Here is an 18,168-nt window from a genome sequence, read left to right on the forward strand (position 1 = left end):
TCGTTGAGGATGACGTTGGCCGCGGCACCGCTGAAATTCGGGTTGCCGACGACGATGCCGCCCAGTTGCGTCGACTGGGTCCGCGCGGTGGCGTTGTTGAGGATGACCCCGTTAGTCCCGACGTTGTAGTCATGGAACTGGTTGTGCGACAGCCCCTGGGCATTCGGTGCGGCGATGTTGACGATGGGTACACCATTGCCCGCCTGGCCCAGCGTGGTACCCGGCGCGCTGACCACGATCCCGTCCGCCTGGGCCAGCAACGGTTGCCAGAACATCGCGTTCGCCAGGATGAAGGCCAGTCCGCGCTTGGGCAGCCCGCAGAAGTGCTCACGGTTTTTCAGGGCAGCAGAAGGCTGGCCCGCGAGGAAGGCAAACTGACGAACATCCATGTCGGAATCTCGATGCAACGGGTGCGGTAAAGGGAATTAGAGGAACAAATCCAAACGGAAATAGATCGGCGCTTCGCGCTCGGCAATCGGTGTCGGTCGTTCCAGGGAATTGGCGAACGTCACGGTAGCGGCAAGATGCTTGCCCCGGGCAAACAGCTCGATCGAATCGCTGGTCATGCGCCCATGCTGTTCGGCGTTGTAGCGGTCATGACGGATCACGCCCTGGTCGTAACCGATGCTGGTGCCGTACTCGGAGAGCACCGGCTGCAACCAGTCCCAGGTCACCGGCCGGCTCCAGCGCAGGTCATTGCGCCAGTAACCGCCGCTGTCGCCCGACAGCGTCTGATCCTTGTAGCCACGAATGGACGACAGCCCACCCAGGCTCATGCGCTGCGAACTGAACAGCACGTCCTGGCTGCGCTGGCCAGTCATCACGCTGCTGAAGCTGAACGACTCGCCCCACAGCTTGAACGGCTGTAGGTAGCTGAGCGTCGCGGTGTATTTGCGATACCGGGCGTCGGGTAATCCCCGGGTGAAATTCGGACCATTGTCCTGGGCATCGAAGGCACTGATGCCGTCCTGCATCCCCAGGTCGAGGTTGACGAAGGCGCTGCCGACCCGCCGACCGTGGTTGATGCCGAACTGCGCTTCGCTCAGGCGGTTGCTGCTCGCGGCCAGCTTGCTGCCTTCGATGAAGTTGTTGGTGCGCAGGTACGTCACGCCGGTATTGAGCGAGGTCTTGCTCACGGCGTCGCGGTAGATCACCCGCTCCAGTTTCAACTGGTGGTTCTGGCTGTCGCCGGTCTGCTGGAAGTTGAAACCGTTGGCCTGGGCCAGGGAACGGTAATCGCTTTCGCTGTAGGTGTAGCTCAGGTTCCACCAGCCAAATGGCAGGTTGTAATAGAGCATGGCGTTACGCGAGTTCTGCTCCTGGTTGCTCACGATGTCATGCCCACCGCGCAACGAAAACTGATCGGCCAGCCCCAACGGATTGTCCCAATCGAAGGTCGCGCCCAGCTGTTGCTCGCCGGTGCTTCTCTGTCCGTCGTTGCTGCGCGACAGCCCGGCTCGCCAAGGTTTCTGCGGGGTGTTCTTGACCAACACCTCGCTACCGCCCACGGCCTTGCCCGGCGCCAGTTCCATCTGCGCCTGATTCGATGGCAGACGGTTCAACTGGTCGACCATCTGCTCGATCTCGCGCAGGTTGAGCAACTCGCCCGGCTTGCCCGGAAAACTCATGAACAGTTCGCGATCGGACAGGCCGCTGCCGTCGGCGCCCTTCAGGCCTTCAAGCTTGCCTTCGACCACCAGCACCTTCAGGTTGCCGCTGGACAGGTCCTGCTGCGGCAAATAGGCGCGGCTGGTGACCAGGCCCTTTTCGATGTAGCGATCGGTGATGACCTTGAGCAGCTCATTGAGCTGCGGAACGCCCAGGCACTGACCGATGTAAGGCTTGAGCAGGCGTTCGCGCTCGCCCGCGGACAGGGAATCGGCACCTTGCAGGTCGATGCTCTTGATGAGGAAACAACGATTCTCGGCCGGGGCCGTCGGCGCCACGGGAGCCGCCGCTTTGCCGGGCAGTTCCTTGAGTTCTTCGAGACGACGACGCTGCTCTTCGAGCAGGCGATCCTGGCGATCACGGATCAGGTCGGTGTCACCGGGGGTTGGGGGGGCAGCGTGAGCGGTATTCAGAGCGCAGATGCACAACAACGCAAGACACAGCCTCGTCCTGAAGACGAGTTGAGACATGTTCGATCCCTCGAAGCAAAGCTTGATATCAAAATAATGGCGCGATGCTAGAGAGGTGAAACCATGACGTCAACAAAATGTTTCAATTTATTTCAATCCTGACACAAAGCGATGTCAGACAAACGAAGGCCGCTCGCACAGCGGTTGGCGAGACTCTGGAGAGGACAGAACAGGATAAGGACGCGGTTCAAACAGTGCCGCTTGCACGGCACTGCTCTTCAACTTCAGGCGCGGGTGGAGAATCCGGGCAGACTCAGCGCTCGCTCGGCCAACCAGCCGAACGTCAGGCCCACGGTCGTCCAGAGCACCAGCTGGATGCCCAGGGAGGCCACGCGGAACTTCCACAACAGCACCGCCGAGAAGGTGTGCGGCACCTCGTTGACGGTCGGGAACAGGGAACCGGCCACCGCCATGATCAGGATGTACAGCGCCGCCGCCAGGATCGAACCATTCCAGCTACCGAGGGCGGGAATCAGTTTGCGAGCAGCGTTGATCGCAATCACCCCGGCAATGACCGACACCAGCAACATCAGGAAGAACAGCTTGGTGCGCTGCTTGATGGTTTCCGGATCACCAATGGACGGTGGATTGGCCGGGTATTTCAGCCCTGGTACCAGAATCAGCGTGACGAAGGCCGCCAACGCCAGCAGCGCGGCCAGGCCACGCGGCCCGATCTTGCCGACACGCCCGAGGGAGTAGGCAAACACCAGGGCGAAGATCCCGCCCAGCGAAACGCTATAGGTCACGATACCGGTGAAGAGACCGAAGGTGCTCTGCACCTCGCGGCTCACCAGCTCCTCTTCCGGCGCATCACCGTGCACCTGCGCCATGTGTTCTTCGAAGGCAATCGCCTTGTCGATTTGCGGCTCGCCAAACACCTTGGCGAAACCAAAGGCAAGCACCCCGGCGAGCAAGCCCACCAGCATGCCGCGAACCAATAATTGACCCGTCATCTCGTGTTCCTTGAGTCAGTGGCAGGGGAAGCCCAGCAAGTGGCGTCCGTCGTGCACGAACTCATGGACATACATGCCCTTGAACAAGGCCGTGGCCCCCTGCTCCGCACCGACGAAATAGATCGCCAGCATCAACAGCAGGCCGCCAAAAATGGCCCAGGGAAGAATTTCGCCCAGTGGGATGGTGGGCAGGGAAACATCGGTTTGCGTAGCAGCGCTATAAGCCATGTGAACCTCCAGGGAAGACGCGTCCCAGTACGGATTGCGAGTTGGAGAAACAGGGTCTGGCTTACGGCTGACAAACAGCCGAATACAGTGGCGCGACCGCGCCGGATTTCAACCGGCTTCCTGTTTCGGAACGAGTTGTAAAATTTTCTAGTAACAAAATGATACAACCTCGGCAGTCTACGCGTTCGGACGGACAGCAGCCATAAAAAAGCCGGAGCACGCTGACGTGCTCCGGCTGGTGGTTCAGAGCAGGCGCTTACCGTGTCACGCCCGCTCCTTACGCAGTTGGCGAGCGGCACTGACCATATGCACCAAGGCCGCTTCGGTTTCCGCCCAGCCGCGGGTTTTCAGGCCACAGTCCGGGTTGACCCACAGGCGCTCGGCGGGAATACGCTGGGCGGCCTTGCGCAGCAGATTGGCCATCTCCGACGCATCCGGCACGCGGGGCGAGTGGATGTCGTAGACGCCAGGCCCGATTTCATTCGGGTAGGCGAAGGCCTCGAACGCATCCAGCAGCTCCATGTCCGAACGCGAGGTTTCAATGGTGATGACGTCGGCATCCATTGCCGCAATCGACTCGATCACATCGTTGAACTCGCTGTAGCACATGTGGGTGTGGATCTGGGTTTCATCGCGCACACCGGAGGCGCACAAACGGAAGGCCTCGGTGGCCCAGTCCAGGTAGTGCTGCCATTGCGCCTGACGTAGCGGCAAACCTTCGCGAAAGGCCGCTTCGTCGATTTGTACGACCTTGATACCGGCGGCTTCCAGGTCCACCACTTCATCACGAATCGCCAGGGCCAGTTGGCGGGCCTGCACTTCACGCGACACGTCTTCACGCGGGAAGGACCACATCAGCAGGGTCACCGGGCCGGTCAACATGCCCTTCATCACTTTGTCGGTGAGCCCCTGGGCGTAGCGGATCCACTCCACGGTCATGGCCTTCGGACGGCTCAGGTCGCCGAAGATCACCGCCGGTTTCACGCAACGGGAACCGTAGCTCTGCACCCAGCCAAAGCGGGTGAAGACATAACCGTCGAGCTGTTCGGCGAAATACTCGACCATGTCGTTACGCTCGGCCTCACCGTGCACCAGCACGTCCAGGCCCAGGCGCTCCTGCACTTGCACGGCATGGCGAATCTCGCTCTGCATCGCCTCGGTGTATTCGGCTTCGCTCAACTTGCCTTGCTTGAACGACTGGCGCGCCAGGCGGATCGCCGCCGTTTGCGGGAACGAACCGATGGTGGTGGTCGGGAACAGCGGCAGATTCAGGCCGACGCGCTGCTTGTCGATACGGCTGGCAAATGCAGAGTGGCGCTGGCTGTCCTTGGCGCTAATCGCGGCAACGCGAGCCTGGACAGCCGGTTTGTGGATACGCGCCGAGGCGGCACGGCTGGCCTGCACTGCACGGCTGTGGGTCAAGGCTTCCAGTACCGCAGCGGCTTCCGGCTCATTGACGGCACGGGCCAGAACAGCGACCTCTTCACACTTCTGCAGCGCAAAGGCCAGCCAGCTCTTGAGTTCGGCGTCCAGCTGGTCTTCACGTCCCAGGTCTACCGGGCTGTGCAGCAACGAGCAGGAAGGCGCCACCCACAGGCGCTCGCCCAGGCGCTCATGGGCGTGCTGCAAGACCGCCAGGGCTTTTTCCAGGTCGCAGCGCCAGACGTTACGACCATTGACCAGTCCCAGCGACAGCACTTTGTAGGCCGGCAGGCGATCGAGAATGGTCGGGTATTGCTCAGGCGCACGGACCAGGTCGATGTGCAGACCGTCAACCGGCAGGTTGGCCGCCAGGCCGAGGTTCTCTTCCAGGCCGCCAAAGTAGGTGGCGACCAGTTTCTTCAAGGGATCGCGCTGGATCAGGTTGTAAGCGCGCTCAAAGGCGTTTTTCCAATCCTGTGGCAGATCCAGGACCAGGATTGGCTCATCGATCTGGACCCACTCGACACCTTGGGCAGCCAGGCGCTGGAAGATCTGGCCGTACAGCGGCAGCAGGCGATCGAGCAGATCGAGCTTGTCGAAGTCACCGCCTTTGGCCTTGCCCAGCCACAGGTAGGTCAGTGGACCAATGACCACCGGCTTGACACTGTGGCCCAGTGCGCGCGCTTCCTCGACTTCTTCGAAGAGTTGATCCCAGCCGATCTGGAACTGCTGGTCGACGCTGAACTCCGGCACCAGGTAGTGGTAGTTGGTGTCAAACCACTTGGTCATTTCCTGGGCGTGGGCACCGCCGCAGCAACTGTCGCTGACGCCGCGAGCCATGCCGAACAGGGTCTGCAGGGTGGCCGGGCCTTGTTGTGGACGGAAGCGCTCGGGGATCACGCCGAACATCAATGAATGGGTCAGGACCTGGTCGTACCAGGCAAAGTCACCGACCGGCAACAGCTCGATGCCGGCGCTCTTCTGCAGGTCCCAATGGGCCTTGCGCAACTCGCTGCCAACGGCACGCAGATCCATCTCACTCAATTCGCCCTTCCAGAAAGCTTCCTGGGCTTTCTTCAGTTCGCGGTCGCGACCAATGCGCGGAAATCCCAGGGAATGGGCCAGTGCCATGACAAAAAACTCCTTTGTATTCGATGGGAGCCATTGTCGACACTCAGGGCATGCTGAGACAAACTCATTTAAATCCAGATGATCACAAGTTTAATTCATGATCATCAAGCCACTACAATTCACAATCTGGACACTTTGAAATATTTTAGATACTTTGTCATAAGATTCTCACGAGCGACGCCCATCACAATAAACAGCACCGTATCGACGCATTCCTGACTTCTGCCACCCTAATGCACGAGCTTGCACCATGAGCAAAAAAAAAGACGAAGCCACTAACCTCCTTGACCAGTTGGAGCAGATTGCACGAGGGCTGGGTGAAACATTCGCACCTTTTTGCGAAGTGGTGGTGCATGACCTACAAGACCCCAACCACGCCATTCATGCCATTCACAACAATCTGTCAGGGCGTCAGGTTGGCGATCCCGCAACCGAACTCGGCTTGGCTCGCATTGCTGATCCGCAGTATCCAGAAGTGATCGCCAACTACGCCAACCGCTTTCCGGATGGCCGACAGGCCAAGAGCACCTCCATCGGTATCAAGGACTCGAACGGACGATACGTCGCGGCACTGTGCATGAATCTGGACTTGAGTTTGTTCCAGAGCCTACAAAGCGCGATGGGACAATTCACCGCAATCGTGAAGAACGGTATTACGGAGAATCTGAATACCCGTAATGCCGACACCATTCGCCAGCACATCGACGAGTTCTCTGCACGTCAGGCCACGACGCCACGGGCACTGAAGGCCGATGACAAACGCATGCTGCTTCGCGAGCTGAAGGACGCCGGGTATCTGGAGGTTCGAAAGTCAATGGAGGTCATCGCACAGCATCTGGGCGTGTCCCGTGCGGCTGTCTATAGCTACGTGAAATAACCCTGGCCGGTCTCGTACCGGCAAATACATCCGTAAAACTTTTCCCACGTGAGAGGTGGGTTCTCCTCCCCCTGAATAAAGGTATCGCAATGCTCATCGAAGCCATCCAGTGCTCCAACAGCAGCTCTATCAGTCCTCCTGGCGGGCACTATTCTCACATCTGCAGTGCCGGCGGTTTTGTAATGATTTCCGGCCAGTTGCCTATCAACGCCGAGGGACGGGCATTGGCAGACAAGAGTTTCGAGGAGCAAACCCAGCAGGTTCTGAGCAACCTTGAGCATTGTCTCGCCCGGGCAGGCGTCGACAAATACAGCCTGGTGCAAGTGCGTGTCTATGTCACCGACATGGATCAATGGCCGGTTTTCAATCGTATCTACGCACAATGGCTGGGCGATCACCGGCCCGCCCGAGCCGTTGCTGGCGTGGCTCAATTGCATTTTGGCTCAGCCATCGAAGTTGAAGCCATGGCACTTGCAGCGACGGCCTGAGCGTGTTGATTGCGCACATTTCTTAAAGTTTTCATATCAAAAAGCGAGGGCTCCATGACCACGACTCAAGTGACGCTTCCCACCTACCAAGACGTCCTGGACGCTGCCGAACGGATCCTGGGCCACGCTCACCGCACGCCAGTGTTCACCTCCCGCACGCTGAACGGACAGTTGGGCGCCGAGGTGTTCTTCAAGTGTGAGAACTATCAACGCATGGGCGCTTTCAAGTTCCGCGGCGCGTTCAACGCATTGGCTCGCTTCGACGAGCGCCAACGCAAGGCCGGCGTCGTGGCCTTTTCTTCCGGCAACCACGCTCAAGGCATCGCATTGTCTGCACGTATCCTGGGCATTCCCGCGACCATCGTGATGCCCCATGACGCTCCGACCTCGAAAATGGCGGCGACACGCGAATATGGAGCCAGCGTGGTGCTCTATGATCGTTTCAGCGAGGACCGCGAAGCCATTGGCCGAAAACTGGCGCAGGAGCATGGCTACACCTTGATTCCATCCTATGACCACCCGGATGTCATCGCCGGACAAGGGACGGCGACCCTGGAATTATTGCAAGAGACCGGGCCACTGGACGCACTATTCGTTTGCCTCGGTGGCGGCGGACTGTTGGCAGGCGCTGCCTTGGCAACCCGTGCACTGTCGCCTGACTGCACACTTTACGGTGTCGAGCCGCAGGCCGGGAATGACGGCCAGCAGTCGTTTCGCCGTGGAGAAATCGTCCATATCGACACACCGGATACCCTGGCCGATGGCGCCCAGACCCAGCATCTGGGGCACTATACATTCCCTATCATTCGCCGCGACGTTGACGACATTCTGACTGTCACCGATGCACAGTTGGTCGAGGGTATGCGTTTTTTTGCTGAACGCATGAAGATGGTCGTGGAGCCTACCGGGTGCCTGGGATTGGCCGCCATACGTGAAATGGGCAAGGCGCTGGAAGATAAGCGTGTCGGTGTGATTGTGAGCGGCGGGAATATTGATCTGGATCGGTATGCACGGTTGCTGGCTCCAGCCTGACCTGGGACATCGTGTCTAGGTTCTACACTAGGCCTGAATTCGCCCCCTTCCAAAGGTAGCGCACAGATGGAACGTCTCACCGCGAAAGACTTTGCCCCCGAACTGCTTGAGCTGTACGACTACTATGTCCACGGCAGGATCAACCGCCGGGAATTTCTCGATCGCGCGGCGAAGTTCACCTTGGGAGGGCTCGCCGCCAGCAGCCTCCTGGCGGCGCTGAGCCCGAACTATGCGCTGGCCGAGCAGGTGTCGTTTACCGACCCGGACATCATCGCCGAGTACATCACCTACCCCTCCCCCAAGGGCCACGGACAGGTGCGCGGTTATCGGGTACGCCCCGCCAAGGCCAACGGCAAGGTACCCGCGGTGGTGGTCGCCCATGAAAACCGCGGGCTCAACCCCTACATAGAGGACGTTGCCCGACGCGTGGCCAAGGCGGGATTCATCGCCCTGGCCCCGGACGGCCTGTCATCGGTTGGTGGCTATCCCGGCAATGACGACAAGGGCCGGGAGCTGCAGCAGACGGTCGATCCGGAAAAGCTCATGAACGACTTCTTCGCCGCCATCGAGTGGCTGATGAACCACGACACGACCACCGGGAAAGTCGGCATCACCGGCTTCTGCTATGGCGGTGGAGTCGCCAATGCCGCGGCCGTGGCCTATCCGGAGCTCAGTGCCGCCGTGCCCTTCTATGGTCGTCAACCAAAGACCGAGGACGTGGTCCGGATCAAGGCGCCGCTACTACTGCACTACGCCGAACTGGACAAGCCCATCACCGATGGCTGGCCCGCCTATGAACAGGCCTTGAAGGCGGCCGGCAAGATCTATGAAGCACATATCTACGCCGGGGTTAACCACGGCTTTCACAACGACTCCACACCCCGCTACGACGAGGCCGCCGCCAAGCTGGCCTGGGACAGGACGCTGGGCTGGTTCCGGCGCTATCTGGTCTAGCGCTAGGTCGGAGAAATCGTGGCCAGGAGGCCAATCGCAATCGTCAGTATGAGAAATCCACCCAGGAACATCGCCATCTTGGCCATAAGGCCTCCTCAACTATAAGGTCAGGGCATAACGCGGGTTGCGCAATGAGTTTACGGAGCAGAGCAAACAGACGGTGACCGAACATCACGGGCCGTAGCCCTCGACACCTGCCGAAGACTGATCCGTGGGGTTATTGTCCGTTGCGGGCCGAATTCATTACAGAGGCAGATGGCGACAAAAAATACGGATCAGAACAGCGACCCCAGCACCCGCTGCACTTTCACCAGCGCGGCGCGAAGGGTGTCCATGTCCACGGAGCCCAGCGCCAGGCGGATCGCATGCGGCACCTGCACAGAGGTGGCAAAAGGCTGGGCAGTGGAGACCGAAATCTGCTCGCGCATCAGCGCCATGGCGATCTGATCCGCCCTCGCCTCCTCCGGTAGGGGCAGCCAGAGAAAGTAGGAAGACGGGTGGCGAACCGTGCGCAGCCCGGCCAGCAACTCATCGGCCATGGCCTGCCTGGCCTGCGCGTCCTTGCGCTTTTGCGCCTCCAGCCGGGCGACAGTGCCATCCTCGATCCAGGCGGTGGCGATGGCCGTCAGCACACCCGGGGTGTTCCAGGTGGTCGCCCGGATGATTCGCTCCAGCGCCGCCACCCGCTGCAGCGGCGCGGCAACGAATCCGACCCGCAACCCGGCGGCCACGTTCTTGGACAGGCCGGAAACGTAGAGGGTTCTTTCCGGTGCCAACTCGGCTAATGGCGGCGGCGCTTTCTCCGCCAGGTACGCGTAGGCCGCATCCTCGATGATCAACAGATCATGCCGGCGTGCGATCGACACCAGTTGCTCCCGCGCATCAGCCGCCATCACCCAGCCCATCGGATTATGCAGGGTCGGCATGCTGTAGACGGCCCGCACCGGACGGCTGCGGCAGAGCTGTTCCAGGGCATTGAGATCAGGCCCCTGGTCCGTGATGGGGATGGGCACGACCTCAAGGTGCAGCGCCTGCGCCAGCACCTTGAAGCCCGGGTAGGTCAAGGCGTCCGCGGCGATCACGTCCCCGGGCTGCAGGAACGCCATCAGGATCACCGTCAATCCATGCTGGGCCCCGCTGACGATCAGCACCTGCTCGGCCGACACGCTCAACCCGCGAGCCCCCAGGTGACGCGCGACCGCCGCCCGCTCATGCAGGCGCCCGGCATGGGGGTGGTAGCGCAACAGGGACTCCAGGTCACCGGACAATGCCAGCTGGCGCAAGGCCGTACGCAGTTGTTCGGCCTGTCCCGGCGACGAGGGATAGTTGAAGTTGAGATCGATCATCCCCTGGGCAACGTCGGGCTGGTCGATACCCAGGCCGGAAGGCAAGGCCGTCTCCCGGACAAACGTGCCGCGACCGGTCTCCCCACTGACCAGCCCCATGGCCTCAAGCTCCGCATAGACCCGGCTGGCCGTCACCAGGGCCAGGCCATGGCGGGCGGCCAACTGGCGATGGGTCGGCAAGCGGGCGCCGGGCGGCAGCCGTCCCGAGCGGATATCGGCGGCAAAAACGTCAACCAGCGACTTGTACCGGGAACGAGGCATGACGAGATGTATCCATGACAATTTTTTGATTGTATCAATAGTCGGTCATAGCATGCGCCTCAAGCAACCCGAACCTTGAGCGTGAATCGAAAATGGAACGTACCTCGCCCCTGAACACCCCGGCGATCGCCAAAAGCACCAGCGGCTGGATCAATGGCTTTATCGGTGTCTTGATCTTCAGCGGCTCGCTGCCCGCGACACGGGTGGCGGTCCTGTCGTTCAACCCGGTCTTCCTGACCGTGGCCCGGGCGAGCATCGCCGGGGTTCTTGCCCTGTGCCTGCTGTTGCTGTTCAGGGAAAAACGCCCGGCCCGTAGCCAGTTGCTGTCGCTGGTGGTGGTGGCCATCGGCGTAGTGCTCGGCTTCCCGCTGTTGACGGCGTTGGCGTTGCAGTACGTGACCTCCGCGCACTCCATTGTGTTCCTCGGCCTGTTGCCGCTGGCGACCGCCGTCTTCGGTGTCCTGCGCGGTGGCGAGCGGCCGCGTCCTGTGTTCTGGTTCTTTTCCGTGCTGGGCAGCCTGCTGGTGGTGGGGTTCGCCGTATCCCAGGGCCTGAGTGCCTCTCCCAGGGGCGATATCCTGATGCTGCTGGCCGTGCTGGTCTGCGGCCTGGGTTATGCCGAAGGGGCAAGGCTTTCCAGGACGCTGGGCGGCTGGCAGGTGATTTCCTGGGCGCTGGTCCTGTCGCTGCCGGTGATGCTCGCGCTGACCGGGTTGCTGGCCCCCTCCTCGTTCACGGGCATCGGCACACCCGCCTGGTTGAGCCTGGCGTATGTGTCGCTGTTCAGCATGTTGATCGGTTTCGTGTTCTGGTATCGCGGGTTGGCCCAGGGCGGCATTGCCGCCGTGGGACAGTTGCAGCTGCTGCAGCCGTTTTTCGGCTTGGCGCTGGCGGCGACCCTGCTCCACGAGCAGGTCAGCCTGGGCATGCTGGGGGTCACGGTGGCCGTGATCCTTTGCGTGGCGGGCGCGAGAAAATTCTCCAGGTAGACCCCGGCCGCTTTAAATACCCCCGCGTCCCAAGGCTCACACGCGATCAGTGTAGGAGCCGGCTTGCCGGCGATGACGTCCGCAAGATCGACGCAAGACTCACCGGCCTCATCGTCGGAACGCCGCCCGCAGCAAGCCGGCTCCTACAAGGGCCATGTACACCCCGGTCTACACCCAGCGCTTGAACAGCACACTGGCATTGACCCCACCGAAACCGAAGCCATTGGACAGCGCATACTCCATGGGCAACGGCCGGGCCTGGCCGCGAATCAGGTCAAGGCCTTCGGCGGCGACATCGGGGGTGTCCAGATTGAGCGTCGCCGGCGCCACCTGGTCGCGCAACGCCAGAACCGTGAAGATCGCCTCGACCCCTCCCGCAGCGCCCAACAGATGCCCCGTGGCGGATTTGGTCGAACTGATGGCCGGGCCACCCGTGGTCCCGAACAGCGCCTTGATGGCCGCCAACTCGCCCTTGTCGCCCACCGGCGTCGAGGTGGCGTGGGCATTCAGGTGCTGGACCTGGGACGGCTCGACGCCGGCCTGGCGCAATGCCTGCTGCATGGCCCGACGGGCACCGTCGCCATCTTCGGGCCCTGCTGTCATGTGGTAGGCATCGGCACTGGTGCCATAACCCACCAGCTCGGCGAGCGGTTTGGCGCCGCGCGCCAGGGCATGCTCCAACTCTTCGATCACCAGCAGACCGGCGCCCTCGCCCATGACGAAGCCATCACGCGCCTGGTCGAAGGGCCGGGAGGCGAGCTGCGGAGTGTCGTTGTGGTCACTCGACAGCGCCCGGGCGGCCGCGAAGCCTGCCAGGCTGACCCTGTGGATGCAGGCTTCCGCGCCACCGCAGATGGCGACATCGATTTCCCCCGCGCGGATCATCCGGGCGGCGTCACCAATGGCCTGGACACCCGCGGCGCAGGCAGTTACCGGGGAACCAAGCGGCCCCTTGAAACCGTAGCGGATCGAGACGTGACCGGCCGCCATATTGCTGAGAAACGAGGGAATGGTGAACGGCGACAGACGCTTGGGTCCCTTGCTGTCGGTGGTACGCACCGCCTCGGCGATGGCGGGAAAACCGCCGACCCCGGAAGCGATGATGGTTGCCGTGCGCTCCTGCGCCTCTGGGGAGTCGGGGGCCCAGCCGGCCTGGGCCAGGGCCTCATCCGCCGCCGCCAGGGCGAACAGGATGAAGCGGTCCATCTTGCGCTGCTCCTTGGCGGCCAGCAGTTGATCCGGATCGAAGCCGGCTTCCGGGTCCTGCGCACGGTCCGGGACCTGGCCACCGATGCTGATCGACAGATCACCGATCAACTCCTCCGGCAACTGCCGGATACCGGACTGTCCGGCCAGCAGGCGTTGCCAGCTCGGTTCGACTCCACAGCCCAGCGGGGTCAGCGCGCCCATGCCCGTGACGACGATGCGTTTGTTCATGACGGTCCAGCTCCTTCAGGTTATTGAACGAGGTAATGGCTTATGGACGTTACTATCAACATGAAAGTAACATACCCACCTCACAAATGTCCGAGTGACCGACAGGAGCCGCCATGCAGCGCAAGACCCTGATCCATGCCGAATGCCCGGTTGCCCGCAGCCTCGAGCGGGTTGGCGAGTGGTGGAGCATCCTGATCATGCGCGATGCCCTGCATGGCCTGAAGCGCTTCGACGAATTCTCCCGCAGCCTGGAGATTGCCCCGAACATGCTGACCCGGCGCCTGAATGCGCTGGTGGAGGCGGGCCTGCTCGAACGTGAGCCCTACAGCCAGCGCCCGCTGCGCTATCAGTATGTGCCGACCGCCAAGGGCGAGGATTTTCGCGTGGTGCTCATGGCGTTCGTGGAGTGGGGCAATCGTCACTACGCGCCGGAAGGCGAAAGCGTGCAGATCGTCGAACGCGAGAGCGGGCGACCGCTGCAATTGATGATGGCGGATATCGCCGATGGTCGTCAGGTACCGTTGGACCGCAGTACCGTACAGGCCGGGCCTGTAGCCAGTGAGCAGATGCGTCAGCGACTGAGTATCGAGAGATAAGGAAAATGGCAGGGGCGGCTGGATTCGAACCAACGCATGGCAGGATCAAAACCTGCTGCCTTACCGCTTGGCGACGCCCCTGTATCTGTTGCGACGAGTGCTGGACACCCGCTTGTTGATTTTGCAGCGTGCCGACCCGAAGAGGGTCGCTGCAAGAGTGGGCGGAAATTTATCAATTTTCGCTTCGCCTGGGAAGCCCCCAAACGCACAAATTTGTTTGAAAACAGCTACTTATTCTTGATCACGGCCCACTTCCCTCCTCTCGGGGGCTTTTGAGCCGCCAGCGCCCCCTGTAAATCGGGTATCGCCCTACGCTCAGTGACCCGATACGGTACACCTGCGCGACAAGTTTCAGGTACAGATGCGCAAAGCCTCAGGCACTCTGGCGCATGGCCAGGACTTGACGTTATCGTCGAGTTTTCCGCCCCTCGATCCCGGAGCCTGCCATGGATGTATCGACCCTGATCCTCTTCATCCCGGCGTGCTTCGCCCTGAACATGGCCCCCGGCCCGAACAACCTGCTGTCGGTCAGCAACTCGACGCGCTATGGCTTTCGCACCTCGTGCCTGGCAGGCCTGGGGCGGTTGCTGGCTTTCTCCGGAATGATCGCCCTGGCCTCGGCGGGCCTGGCGGTGGTGCTGCAAGCCTCGGAGCTGCTGTTCTACGGCATCAAGATGCTCGGCGCGGCCTACCTGATCTATCTCGCCATCCAGCTCTGGCGCGCCAACCCCGACACCGAAGCCACCACGGAACGAGCAACGGCCAGCTTGCCCGCCCTCGCCCGCCAGGAGTTCCTGGTCGCTGCGGGAAATCCGAAAGCCATCCTGATCTTCACCGCCTTCCTCCCCCAGTTCGTCGACCCGGCCCAGGGCGTATCCGCCCAGTTCGCCGTATTGGGCAGCCTGTTCCTGATCCTGGAATGGATCGCCATCAGCGCCTACGCCTACATGGGCGTGCACATGCGCCGCTGGTTCGCCGAACCTCGGGGCAAGCGCCTGTTCAATCGCGGTTGTGCCCTGCTGTTGTCCGGGGCGGCTTCGATGTTGCTGATGGCGCGGCGGGCCTGAGCCTGCGGCCCATCCTTTATTCGTACACCGTCACCCGATTACGCCCGCCCTTCTTCGACGCGTACAACGCGTGGTCCGCCCAGGCGATCAGATCGGCGTGACTGATCGAAGGCCGACTCAGATCCGCCACCCCGAGGCTGATGGTGAAGCGGATTCCCTGTCCTTCGTGCAACACTTCCAGGCCTTCGATCGCCTTGCGCAGGCGCTCGGCAAAAAAACGCCCCCCCGCCTTGTCGGTGTCCGACAGCACCACGCCAAACTCTTCGCCGCCATAGCGCCCGGCCACATCGCTGTCGCGCACATGCTCGCGGACCACCTCGGCCACCCGCTCGATGACCTTGTCGCCCGCCTGGTGACCATAGGTGTCATTGACCCGTTTGAAGTGGTCGATGTCGAACATCACCAGGCTCGTGGCATTGCCATAACGCTGGTTGCGGGCATAAGCCACCTTCAGGCTTTCCTCCCAGTGCCCACGGTTGTACAAGCCGGTCAGCCGGTCGGTGCTGGAGAGTTTCTGCAACTTGGCATTGGCCGCCTGGAGCTGGTGCCGGTTGGTGGCCACGTCGGTGACGTCGTAGATCACCAGGCAGATGTGGGAGATTTCACTGTTGGTGGAGCGCAACGGCAACAAGGTGGTGTTCTGGTACATGAAGTCTTCCTGGCCGGTGATCGGCTGGTAGTTCTTGAACCGCACCAGATAAGGCCGCTGCTCCCAGATGGTGAACGCCGGCGTACCGAGGGTCGCGACGCTCTCCACCTTGCGGCTGAACCATTCGCGATCCACCTCGGGAAACAGGCTGAAGAAGGACCGACTGTTGGCGTCCTTGGGCTGCACCCCGGAACGGTTTTCCATGAAGGTGTTCCAGACCTGCACGCGGTAGTCGCGGTCCAGCACCACCACGCCGACGTCGATGCTCTGGACAATCGTCAGTAACCAATGAAACTCGTTCAGATCGAGAGGGTCGTTCATGGCTCAGCTCATCAGGTAGGCGAGTTTGTGGGTCAACCGCTCGATGGAGTCCTCCGTGAACAACAACAGCAAGTCGAAATGAATGTCGTGTCCTTCCAGGCTGTAGCTGATCTCCACCGCCAGGGTCTTTTTCCAGCGCTGCCGGTTGACCCGAATCAGTTCATCGATGGCCGCGTGTTGCCCGAGTATCTGCGGGTGGCCCTGGGAAAACACCACGTCGATCTGATCAGCAATACTGCTCAGGCACGCACCGATCAGCACACTGGAGAGATCCAGCAACATTTCCAGGTCCGAATACTCGGCGCCTTGGCGCTGCATCAGCTGCGCCATGTCGGCGATTTCCGAATCGTGGAACATCAGCAAGGCTTCGCCGGCAATGCCGCTGCCGATAAAGCCCTGGCAAATGGCCGTGAGCTGGTTGCAGTTTCCAGCATCCATCAGCGCCATGTGCAACTCGCCCACTTCGAGGATATTCACGTTCGGCACCGGCAACTGCACGAACACCCCCAGGACCTTGGCGATCAGCGCCGCCGCACGACCAATGGCCACGTTGACCGTTTCGCGAAAGGCATCGCGAAAGCTGATTTCAGTCGTCGGTTCAGGGCGAACGGCTACCTGCGCCTGGCCTGAGGCATTCAGGAGCCCCAACTGGTCAAGGGTCTGGCGCAACTCATCCTGGTCGAAGGGCTTTTTCAGGAACGCCAGCGCGCCCAGCTCGCGCACCCGGCGCAGCGCCTCTTCCTGGACGTCCCCGGAAATCACGATCACCTGCGCCTGCAACCCTTCGGCGCGTATCGCCGAGAGCACCTGGTAGCCATCCATTTCCGGCATGGTCAGGTCGAGCAGCACCACCTGCCCCAATCCCCGGCGAATGGCATCCAACCCCTGTCGACCATCGCCGGCCTCGGTGATCGAAACCTGCCAATCCGCCGGCAGTGCCCGTAATACCTGCTTACGGGCCATGTTGGAGTCGTCACACACAAGTAGGGGAATCACTGACACTGACCGGTGCTCATCTTATTTTAGCTATCAGGGAAAGCATTAATGGCATGATGCCATAACTCTTGCAGAACATGCTTGAGGCGTAGGTTTTATTGCGAACTACGTCCGATATTCCAATAGCTTAAACGTCATCGGAGCTCAGGGGATGGCTTAGGTCAACGAAGTGGATCGACGGTCTCCCCGTGGGCATTTCATGGCTGCGCCGAAAAGCGCTCACGGTAGGCCTGCGGCGTGACGCTCAGGGCCCGCAAAAAGCTGCGGCGCAGGGTTTCCTCGCTGCCGAAACCGCAACGGGCGGCAATGCGCTTGATCGGCATCGCGGTGTCGCCGAGCAGGCGGCGGGCGCTTTCCACACGGATCTGCTCGATGGCCCGGGCCGGCGTCTGCCCGGTTTCCGCCCGGTAGTGACGCACGAAACTGCGCTCGCTCATGCCCGTCTGCTGCGCCAGGATCGGGATCGACAGGTCCTGCGCCAGGTGCTCGGCGATCCAGGCGTGCAGGTCGCCAAAGCGGCTGCCGGACTTCTGCAGGGACAGGGTGGCGCTGAATTGCGATTGCCCACCAGGGCGTTTCAGAAACACCACCAGATGCCGCGCGACCTCCAAGGCCACGGGCCGTCCCAGGTCCGCTTCAACCAATGCCAGGGACAGGTCGATGCCCGCCGTCACCCCCGCCGAGGTCCAGACCGGGCCGTCGTTGATAAAGATCGGATTGGGCTCGACCTGCACCCGCGGGTACTGCGCCGCCAATTGTTCGCAACGGGTCCAGTGGGTTGCCACCCGCCGCCCGTCCAGCCAGCCACTGGCCGCCAGCAGGAACGCCCCGGTGCAGACCGAGGCGACCCGGCGGGCGCAACCGGCCTGCTGACGCACCCAGGCCACCAGCGTCGGGTCCTCGGAAGCGGCATAGGTGCCCCAGCCACCGGCGATGAGCAGGGTATCGCAGGGCGTGCCTGGCGCCGGCAACGGCTCCGCCACCAGGGCCAGCCCCGCCGAACTCATCACCGGTTCGCGCTGGGCGGCAATCACACTCACGGCATAGGGCAGCGGCAGACCCTGGGCACGTGCCAGGTCGTTGGCCGAGGCGAAGACCTGCAGCGGCCCTGTGACATCGAGCACCTGCACATTGGGAAAAGCCAGGATCCGGATCGTTCTGGGGGCGTTCATGGGCATTGGCGTGAAAAGTGGGGTCAATGGCAGATACGCCAAAGCCTACGGAACTACAGTGGACCCGTCCAGCCTCGCAGGACCCGCCTATTCACTCCCAAGGAGCTATCG

General features: G+C 61.7%; 17 protein-coding genes and 1 tRNA gene. 7 read left to right on the forward strand and 11 right to left on the reverse strand.

All coding sequences use genetic code 11. The features are described from left to right. The 5 genes from UCMB321_RS11215 to metE form a co-directional block, all read right to left on the reverse strand. Positions 1-389: two-partner secretion domain-containing protein (locus tag UCMB321_RS11215; RefSeq protein WP_040066585.1), on the reverse strand; the 389-nt coding region annotated here is incomplete at its 3' end. A 36-nt stretch (positions 390-425) separates the two neighbouring features. Continuing rightward, complete coding sequence (locus UCMB321_RS11220; protein ID WP_040066549.1) at positions 426-2,138, reverse strand: ShlB/FhaC/HecB family hemolysin secretion/activation protein; 1,713 nt, start codon at positions 2,136-2,138, stop codon at positions 426-428. A 224-nt stretch (positions 2,139-2,362) separates the two neighbouring features. Continuing rightward, positions 2,363-3,091 (reverse strand): CbtA family protein, encoded by a 729-nt coding sequence (locus tag UCMB321_RS11225; protein WP_040066551.1) that lies wholly within the window; start codon positions 3,089-3,091, stop codon positions 2,363-2,365. A gap of 15 nt (positions 3,092-3,106) precedes the next feature. Then, positions 3,107-3,319, reverse strand: a complete 213-nt coding sequence (locus UCMB321_RS11230) for a CbtB domain-containing protein (RefSeq protein WP_040066553.1) — start codon at positions 3,317-3,319, stop codon at positions 3,107-3,109. A 264-nt stretch (positions 3,320-3,583) separates the two neighbouring features. Continuing rightward, positions 3,584-5,872 (reverse strand): 5-methyltetrahydropteroyltriglutamate--homocysteine S-methyltransferase, encoded by a 2,289-nt coding sequence (gene metE / locus UCMB321_RS11235; RefSeq protein ID WP_040066555.1) that lies wholly within the window; start codon positions 5,870-5,872, stop codon positions 3,584-3,586. A 250-nt stretch (positions 5,873-6,122) separates the two neighbouring features. Here metE and UCMB321_RS11240 point away from each other — a divergent pair, with 250 nt between their 5' ends. From UCMB321_RS11240 to yghX, 4 genes are all read left to right on the forward strand, one after another. Next, the gene (locus UCMB321_RS11240) at positions 6,123-6,749 is read left to right on the forward strand and encodes a helix-turn-helix transcriptional regulator (protein ID WP_040066557.1); all 627 of its coding nucleotides are present in this window, start codon (positions 6,123-6,125) and stop codon (positions 6,747-6,749) included. A gap of 89 nt (positions 6,750-6,838) precedes the next feature. Continuing rightward, positions 6,839-7,237, forward strand: a complete 399-nt coding sequence (locus UCMB321_RS11245) for a RidA family protein (RefSeq protein ID WP_040066559.1) — start codon at positions 6,839-6,841, stop codon at positions 7,235-7,237. Positions 7,238-7,291: 54 nt separating this feature from the next. After that, positions 7,292-8,269: a threo-3-hydroxy-L-aspartate ammonia-lyase gene (locus tag UCMB321_RS11250; protein WP_040066560.1), complete on the forward strand. Its 978-nt coding sequence runs from the start codon at positions 7,292-7,294 to the stop codon at positions 8,267-8,269. Positions 8,270-8,335: 66 nt separating this feature from the next. Next, positions 8,336-9,223, forward strand: coding sequence for a YghX family hydrolase (gene yghX, locus UCMB321_RS11255; protein ID WP_040066561.1), 888 nt, complete (start codon positions 8,336-8,338; stop codon positions 9,221-9,223). Positions 9,224-9,498: 275 nt separating this feature from the next. On the opposite strand, the gene UCMB321_RS11260 is transcribed toward yghX, so the two are convergent. Beyond that, complete coding sequence (locus UCMB321_RS11260; protein ID WP_040066562.1) at positions 9,499-10,830, reverse strand: aminotransferase-like domain-containing protein; 1,332 nt, start codon at positions 10,828-10,830, stop codon at positions 9,499-9,501. Between the two features lie 92 nt (positions 10,831-10,922). On the opposite strand from UCMB321_RS11260, the gene UCMB321_RS11265 reads away from it, so the two are divergent. Further along, positions 10,923-11,819 carry a DMT family transporter gene (locus UCMB321_RS11265; protein WP_040066563.1) on the forward strand — a complete coding sequence of 299 codons (897 nt, stop codon included), beginning with the start codon at positions 10,923-10,925 and terminating at the stop codon, positions 11,817-11,819. Between the two features lie 168 nt (positions 11,820-11,987). Here UCMB321_RS11265 and fabF read toward each other — a convergent pair whose 3' ends face one another. Continuing rightward, a complete protein-coding gene (gene fabF / locus UCMB321_RS11270) occupies positions 11,988-13,256 on the reverse strand; it encodes a beta-ketoacyl-ACP synthase II (protein WP_040066564.1) in 1,269 nt (422 codons plus the stop codon). A gap of 113 nt (positions 13,257-13,369) precedes the next feature. Here fabF and UCMB321_RS11275 point away from each other — a divergent pair, with 113 nt between their 5' ends. Then, positions 13,370-13,852, forward strand: coding sequence for a winged helix-turn-helix transcriptional regulator (locus tag UCMB321_RS11275; RefSeq protein ID WP_040066565.1), 483 nt, complete (start codon positions 13,370-13,372; stop codon positions 13,850-13,852). A 6-nt stretch (positions 13,853-13,858) separates the two neighbouring features. On the opposite strand, the gene UCMB321_RS11280 is transcribed toward UCMB321_RS11275, so the two are convergent. Next, positions 13,859-13,933, reverse strand: a tRNA-Gln gene (locus tag UCMB321_RS11280). A gap of 365 nt (positions 13,934-14,298) precedes the next feature. Here UCMB321_RS11280 and UCMB321_RS11285 point away from each other — a divergent pair. After that, positions 14,299-14,919, forward strand: coding sequence for a LysE family translocator (locus tag UCMB321_RS11285; protein WP_040066566.1), 621 nt, complete (start codon positions 14,299-14,301; stop codon positions 14,917-14,919). Positions 14,920-14,935: 16 nt separating this feature from the next. Here the strand turns inward: UCMB321_RS11285 and UCMB321_RS11290 are convergent, their stop codons facing one another. The 3 genes from UCMB321_RS11290 to UCMB321_RS11300 all read right to left on the reverse strand — a co-directional run bounded on the left by UCMB321_RS11290 (position 14,936) and on the right by UCMB321_RS11300 (position 18,063). After that, the gene (locus UCMB321_RS11290; RefSeq protein WP_040066567.1) at positions 14,936-15,889 is read right to left on the reverse strand and encodes a GGDEF domain-containing protein; all 954 of its coding nucleotides are present in this window, start codon (positions 15,887-15,889) and stop codon (positions 14,936-14,938) included. Between the two features lie 3 nt (positions 15,890-15,892). Further along, a complete protein-coding gene (locus UCMB321_RS11295) occupies positions 15,893-16,891 on the reverse strand; it encodes a response regulator (protein WP_084614929.1) in 999 nt (332 codons plus the stop codon). A 191-nt stretch (positions 16,892-17,082) separates the two neighbouring features. Continuing rightward, positions 17,083-18,063 (reverse strand): GlxA family transcriptional regulator, encoded by a 981-nt coding sequence (locus tag UCMB321_RS11300; protein ID WP_040066569.1) that lies wholly within the window; start codon positions 18,061-18,063, stop codon positions 17,083-17,085. Between the last annotated feature and the right edge of the window lie 105 nt (positions 18,064-18,168).

It is taken from the genome of Pseudomonas batumici (assembly GCF_000820515.1).
GTDB lineage: Bacteria > Pseudomonadota > Gammaproteobacteria > Pseudomonadales > Pseudomonadaceae > Aquipseudomonas > Aquipseudomonas batumici.

Excerpts from the sequence above, each read along its gene's own strand:
- UCMB321_RS11220 (WP_040066549.1), bottom strand. The coding sequence starts at position 2,138 with ATGTCTCAACTCGTCTTCAGGACGAGGCTGTGTCTTGCGTTGTTGTGC.
- UCMB321_RS11225 (WP_040066551.1), bottom strand. The coding sequence starts at position 3,091 with ATGACGGGTCAATTATTGGTTCGCGGCATGCTGGTGGGCTTGCTCGCC.
- UCMB321_RS11230 (WP_040066553.1), bottom strand. The coding sequence starts at position 3,319 with ATGGCTTATAGCGCTGCTACGCAAACCGATGTTTCCCTGCCCACCATC.
- metE (WP_040066555.1), bottom strand. The coding sequence starts at position 5,872 with ATGGCACTGGCCCATTCCCTGGGATTTCCGCGCATTGGTCGCGACCGC.
- UCMB321_RS11240 (WP_040066557.1), top strand. The coding sequence starts at position 6,123 with ATGAGCAAAAAAAAAGACGAAGCCACTAACCTCCTTGACCAGTTGGAG.
- UCMB321_RS11245 (WP_040066559.1), top strand. The coding sequence starts at position 6,839 with ATGCTCATCGAAGCCATCCAGTGCTCCAACAGCAGCTCTATCAGTCCT.
- UCMB321_RS11250 (WP_040066560.1), top strand. The coding sequence starts at position 7,292 with ATGACCACGACTCAAGTGACGCTTCCCACCTACCAAGACGTCCTGGAC.
- yghX (WP_040066561.1), top strand. The coding sequence starts at position 8,336 with ATGGAACGTCTCACCGCGAAAGACTTTGCCCCCGAACTGCTTGAGCTG.
- UCMB321_RS11260 (WP_040066562.1), bottom strand. The coding sequence starts at position 10,830 with ATGCCTCGTTCCCGGTACAAGTCGCTGGTTGACGTTTTTGCCGCCGAT.
- UCMB321_RS11265 (WP_040066563.1), top strand. The coding sequence starts at position 10,923 with ATGGAACGTACCTCGCCCCTGAACACCCCGGCGATCGCCAAAAGCACC.
- fabF (WP_040066564.1), bottom strand. The coding sequence starts at position 13,256 with ATGAACAAACGCATCGTCGTCACGGGCATGGGCGCGCTGACCCCGCTG.
- UCMB321_RS11275 (WP_040066565.1), top strand. The coding sequence starts at position 13,370 with ATGCAGCGCAAGACCCTGATCCATGCCGAATGCCCGGTTGCCCGCAGC.
- UCMB321_RS11285 (WP_040066566.1), top strand. The coding sequence starts at position 14,299 with ATGGATGTATCGACCCTGATCCTCTTCATCCCGGCGTGCTTCGCCCTG.
- UCMB321_RS11290 (WP_040066567.1), bottom strand. The coding sequence starts at position 15,889 with ATGAACGACCCTCTCGATCTGAACGAGTTTCATTGGTTACTGACGATT.
- UCMB321_RS11300 (WP_040066569.1), bottom strand. The coding sequence starts at position 18,063 with ATGCCCATGAACGCCCCCAGAACGATCCGGATCCTGGCTTTTCCCAAT.